Source organism: Streptomyces sp. NPDC002138, assembly GCF_040296485.1.
Lineage (GTDB): Bacteria > Actinomycetota > Actinomycetes > Streptomycetales > Streptomycetaceae > Streptomyces.
In genome coordinates this window covers 1-5,447 of the sequence record NZ_JBEOXE010000139.1, presented here as the reverse complement: position 1 = coordinate 5,447, position 5,447 = coordinate 1, and the positions used below count along the sequence as shown (strand labels likewise).

4 protein-coding genes are annotated in these 5,447 nt (G+C 75.6%); 1 reads left to right on the top strand and 3 read right to left on the bottom strand.

Going from position 1 to position 5,447, the window contains the following annotated elements; all coding sequences use genetic code 11:
- Positions 1-41: 41 nt before the first annotated feature.
- Positions 42-2,441: an endopeptidase La gene (lon, locus tag ABT084_RS37595; protein ID WP_351054264.1), complete on the bottom strand. Its 2,400-nt coding sequence runs from the start codon at positions 2,439-2,441 to the stop codon at positions 42-44.
- 134 nt (positions 2,442-2,575) lie between these two features.
- Here lon and ABT084_RS37590 point away from each other — a divergent pair, with 134 nt between their 5' ends.
- A complete protein-coding gene (locus ABT084_RS37590; protein ID WP_351054261.1) occupies positions 2,576-3,100 on the top strand; it encodes a DUF1877 family protein in 525 nt (174 codons plus the stop codon).
- Positions 3,101-3,388: 288 nt separating this feature from the next.
- Here ABT084_RS37590 and ABT084_RS37585 read toward each other — a convergent pair whose 3' ends face one another.
- Together ABT084_RS37585 and ABT084_RS37580 are read right to left on the bottom strand one after the other, a co-directional pair.
- On the bottom strand, positions 3,389-4,138 hold the full coding sequence (locus tag ABT084_RS37585) for a DUF4097 family beta strand repeat-containing protein (protein WP_351054259.1): 750 nt from the start codon (positions 4,136-4,138) through the stop codon (positions 3,389-3,391).
- 94 nt (positions 4,139-4,232) lie between these two features.
- Positions 4,233-5,099, bottom strand: a complete 867-nt coding sequence (locus ABT084_RS37580; RefSeq protein ID WP_351054256.1) for a sulfurtransferase — start codon at positions 5,097-5,099, stop codon at positions 4,233-4,235.
- Positions 5,100-5,447: the final 348 nt, after the last annotated feature.

The following is a 5,447-nucleotide window of genomic DNA, read 5'->3' as shown; positions in this document are numbered from 1 at the left end:
GGCGAGGCGCCCGGAGCGGCCGCCCGGCCCGGGCGCCGCGGTCAGGCCGCCACCACGACCACCGGCTCCGCGGCCGCCGACAGGGCCAGCTCCAGCACCTGCCGCACGTCCGTCACCGGGTGCACCTCCAGCCGCTCCAGCACCTCGGCCGGTACGTCGTCCAGGTCCGCCTCATTGCGCTTCGGGATGATCACGGTGGTGATCCCGGCCCGGTGCGCGGCCAGCAGCTTCTGCTTGACCCCGCCGATCGGCAGCACCCGCCCGGTCAGCGACACCTCGCCCGTCATCGCCACGTCCGTGCGCACCTGGCGTCCGGACAGCAGCGAGGCCAGCGCCGTGGTCATCGTGATGCCCGCGCTCGGGCCGTCCTTGGGGACCGCGCCCGCCGGGAAGTGGATGTGCACGCCCCGGTCCTTGAGGTCGGCGACCGGCAGCTCCAGCTCCGCGCCGTGCGAGCGCAGGAAGCTGAGCGCGATCTGCGCCGACTCCTTCATCACGTCACCGAGCTGGCCGGTGAGGGTGAGCCCGGCGGCCCCGGTCTCCGGATCGGCCAGCGAGGCCTCCACGAAGAGGACGTCGCCACCCGCGCCGGTCACCGCGAGGCCGGTGGCCACGCCGGGGACGGCGGTGCGCCGCTCGGCCGGGTCCTGACCCGCCTCGGGCACGTGGTGCGGCCGCCCGATCAGGCTCCGCAGGTCGTCCGCGCCGATCCGGAAGGGCAGCTCCCGCTCGCCCAGTTCGTGCTGCGAGGCGACCTTGCGCAGCAGCCGCGCGATGGACCGCTCCAGGGTGCGCACGCCCGCCTCGCGGGTGTACTCCCCCGCCAGCTTGCGCAGCGCGTCCTCGCCGAGGGTGACCTCCTCGACGGCCAGTCCGGCCCGCTCCAGCTGCCGGGGCAGCAGGTGGTCCCGGGCGATGACGACCTTCTCGTCCTCGGTGTAGCCGTCGAGCCGGACGAGCTCCATCCGGTCGGCCAGCGCCTCCGGGATCGACTCCAGCACATTGGCGGTGGCCAGGAAGACCACGTCGCTGAGGTCCAGCTCGACCTCGAGGTAGTGGTCCCGGAAGGTGTGGTTCTGCGCCGGGTCGAGGACCTCGAGCAGCGCGGCCGCCGGGTCGCCCCGGTAGTCGGAGCCCACCTTGTCGATCTCGTCGAGGAGCACCACCGGGTTCATGGACCCGGCCTCCTTGATGGCCCGCACGATCCGGCCGGGCAGCGCGCCGACGTACGTCCGCCGGTGGCCGCGGACCTCGGCCTCGTCCCGTACGCCGCCGAGCGCGACCCGGACGAACTTGCGTCCCATGGCGTGCGCCACGGACTCGCCGAGCGAGGTCTTGCCGACTCCGGGCGGCCCGACCAGGGCCAGCACGGCCCCGCCGCGGCGGCCGCCGACGACGCCCATCCCGCGCTCGGACCGGCGCTTGCGCACGGCCAGGTACTCGGTGATCCGGTCCTTCACGTCGCTCAGCCCGGCGTGCTCGGCGTCGAGGATCGCGCGGGCGCCCTGGATGTCGTACTCGTCCTCGGTCCGCTCGTTCCAGGGCAGCTCCAGCACGGTGTCCAGCCAGGTGCGGATCCAGGAGCCCTCGGGCGACTGGTCGCTGGCGCGCTCCAGCTTCTCGACCTCCTTGAGGGCGGCCTCGCGGACCTTCTCGGGCAGGTCGGCGCCCTCGACGCGGACGCGGTAGTCGTCGGACTCCTCGCCCTCCTTCTCGCCGTTCAGCTCGCGCAGTTCCTTGCGCACGGCCTCCAGCTGACGCCGCAGCAGGAATTCGCGCTGCTGCTTGTCGACGCCTTCCTGTACGTCCTTGGCGATGGACTCGGCCACGTCCTGCTCGGCGAGGTGGTCGCTGAGCATCTTCACGGCGAGCCGCAGGCGGGCGACGGCGTCGGCCGTCTCCAGCAGCTGAAGCTTCTGCTCCATCGTCAGGAAGGGCGAGTAGCCGGAGTTGTCGGCGAGGGCCGAGACGCCCTCGATCTGCTGCACCCGGTCCACGACCTGCCAGGCGCCGCGCTTCTTGAGCCAGCTGGTGGCGAGGGCCTTGTACTCCTTGACCAGCTCGGCGACGGCCCCGGGCAGCGGGTCGGGCACCTGCTCGTCCACCGTCTCGCCCTCCACCCAGAGCGCGGCCCCGGGCCCGGTGGTGCCGGCCCCGATCCGGACCCGCCCCCGGCCCCGGATCAGGGCCCCGGGATCGCCGTCGGACAGCCGTCCGACCTGCTCGACCGTGCCCAGGACCCCGGTCCCGGCGTACTTCCCGTCCACCCGGGGCACGAGCAGCACCCGCGGCTTCCCGGTCCCGGCGGCGGCCTGGGCGGCCTCGACGGCAGCACGCACCTCCGAGTCGGACAGGTCCAGCGGAACGACCATCCCCGGCAGCACGACCTCGCCGTCAAGCGGCAGCACGGGCAGAGTGAGCGTTACGGACGTCGAAGCCATGATTTTCCCTCCGGCAGCGAAGTTGAGCTATGCCGACTCAATGCTTGTGCGTCGCCGTATGTTCCCGAGGAAGCGTTCGCCCGGGGCGAACGGCAGTTGGAGCCGCTGTCAGTGGTGCGCCCTACCCTTCGCGCATGAGCATCCTCGGGGGCTACATCCGGCTGACGGCCGACGAGCTGGAGCGCGCCCGGCGCGATCGCGCGTGGGTCGAGGCGTGCGTGGCGGAGGCCCGCGTGGCGGACGCGGGGGCGGCGGACGCGGGGGCGGCGGATGCGGCGGGCGGGGGCCGGTGGCACAGCAGCGGGAGGGCCTGGGACGCCCTCGGGTTCCTGACCCGGCGCCTCGGGTTCCCCGTGGACATCGCGCACGGGGAGGAGGCCCTGCCCTGGCACGGCGAGGGGAGCTGGAGCTACGGGCCGCCCCGCTGCCTCACCCCGGAGCAGGTCCGTACCGCCGCCGCGGCCCTGGCGGCGACGGGGAGCGCCCGGCTGGCGGCGGGGGTCGGCCCGGCGGACCTCGCCCGGGCCGATGTGTATCCGGTGCACGCCTGGGAGCGCGGCGATCCGCTGGCGGGCGTCCTCGCCCACTACGACGCGCTACTGCCGTTCTTCCGGGACGCGGCGGCGGCGGGCGACGCGATGCTGGTCTGGCTGGGCTAGGACGTCTCTTCACGTACCGTCGGCGCCGCCCGGTGCCGCCACGGCCGGGAGCGGGGCGGTGCTCACGTGACGGCGGGTCAGCCGTCGGCGCACCTCCGGCAGGCCGCCGTGAACCCGGCCCCGGCGGAAGGCCCGTTCGGCTTCGGCGTGCCGCCGCGCAACCCGCGGCACGCCGCCACCCCGGGCGCGTCGACTCGTACGCCGACCCGGGCGTCCCCCTCGGCTCACGCGGGTCCCGGGCAGCGGGATGACGGCGTATCGGACGGTCAGGAGGCCGCGATCTTCACGTCACCCGAGCTGGTGCGCACGGTCAGGCGCGACGCGGCCGCCGGGTCCGTGGGCACCGAGACCTCGCGCGCACCGGAACCGCTCTCCACGTCGACGCGGTACGGACCCCCGGGGACGCGCAGGGTGACCTCCCCGGACCCCCGCCTCGGCCTTGACCGAGGCGGGGGTCCGCGTGAAGTCCAGGCTGGCGTCGCCCGAGCTGGAGTCCACCTCGGCCGTGGACCCGCCGAGCGCCGTGCCCGTGATTTCCCCGGAGGAGGTCGAGACGCGCAGCGCCCCGGCGATCCGCTCGGCGCGCACCGAGCCGGAGCTGGCGGCCAGCTCGGCCTCCGCCACCCCCGTCACCTTGATGGAACCGCTGCTGCTGCCCAGCTTGACCTTGGCCGGGGCCGGGACCTCCAGCCGGTAGTCGATGTAGCAGGAGGCGCCGCCGCCGCAGTCGTCGGTGAAGGTGAGGGCGCCACCGGAGACCCGCTGGCCGGGGTGCGGCACGCTGTCACCGCGGTAGTGGACGGTGCGGTGGATCGTGACCCCGGGCCCGGCGGCGGGGACCACCTCGATGGAGCCGCGGCGGGAGTTCCGCACCTCGACGGAGGTGACGGCCTCGGTGACCGTGGCGTCGGCGCTCGCCGTCCGCGTCATCTCCTGGTCCCCGCCGAAGAGATCGGGGCTGCAGCCCGAGGCGAGCAGCAGGGTGGCGAGCGCGGCGAAGGCCGTGACCGGCGGGGTGAGGGCGCGGCGTGAAGTCATGCCCCGAGTCTGGCCGGGCGGGCGCCCGCGATCGATGGCGCTGCTACCCGCTCCGGGGGTGGGGCCAGCACCACCCCCGGGCGCGGGCGGGAGTTCAGGGGCCGGTGGCGACGGGCAGTTCGCCGGGCATGCCCCATTCGCTCCACGAGCCGTCGTAGACGGCCGGATCCGGATATCCGGCCAGTACGGCCCCCAGCGCGAGCACGCAGGCGGTGACCCCCGACCCGCAGCTGACGTACAGCCGCTCCCGGTCGGCGGCCGACGCTCGGAAGGCGGCGCGGAGTTCGGCGTCGGGGAGCATGGCGCCGTTCCGCTGGAGGTCGCCGAAGGGGAGGCTGAGCGCGCCGGGCATGTGTCCGCCGCGCAGGCCGGGGCGGGGTTCGGGGGCGGTGCCGGCGAAGCGCTCGCGGGTGCGGGCGTCGAGGACGGCCGCGCGGGCCGGGTCGGCGAGGGCCGCGGTGACGGCGGCGCTGTCCACGAACAGGCCCGGGCGGGGGCGGGCGGTGAAGGTGCCGGGCGGGCCGTCGTACGCGGCGGGCGCGGCCTCGACCGGCAGCCCGGCCGCCTCCCAGGCGGGCAGCCCGCCGTCGAGCACGGCGGCCCGGTCGAAGCCCATGGCCCGCAGCATCCACCAGGCGCGGGCGCTGGAGTAGATCCCCGCGCCGTCGTAGACGACGACCGTGCTGGTGTCGTCGATCCCGAGGCCGCGGACGGCGGCGGTGAAGGCCGCGGCGCCGGGCATGGTGTGCGGCGCGGCGGCGGCGTGATCGCTGAACGCCCCGTCGAGATCGAACGGCCGCGCCCCGGCGATCCGCCGCGCCACCCCCCGGTGCGCCCCCACGGAGGCGTCGACCACGACGACCCCGTCCTCCCCGAGCGACTCCGCGAGCCACCCCACCCCGACGAGCGGCCGACCACTCCACGACGAACCCACCACGACACCCCCTGAGCCCTGGAACACGCCCCCATCCTGCCAAACCCGCCCCACACCCACCCGGGCCCCTTGCCGGGGCGGGGGTCGTGGGGGGCACTGGGCCGGGGCCACGTGGGGGCCGGGGCTGGGGCGCGGGGTGGGGGCGCAGGCCCGGGCCTGCTTGGGCGCAGGCCCGGGCCTGCGCCCAAGGAGGACCGTCCCTCAGGGCGCGAAAGCCACTGGGGGCGTACGCCGCCAGGGCGCAGGCCGCAGGCCACCAGGCCACAGGTCGCCAGGCGGTCGCCAGGCCACAGGCCGCAGGCCGCCAGGCCGCCAGGCCACAGGCCGCAGGCCGCCAGGCCGCCAGGCCACAGGCCGCAGGCCGCCAGGCCGCCA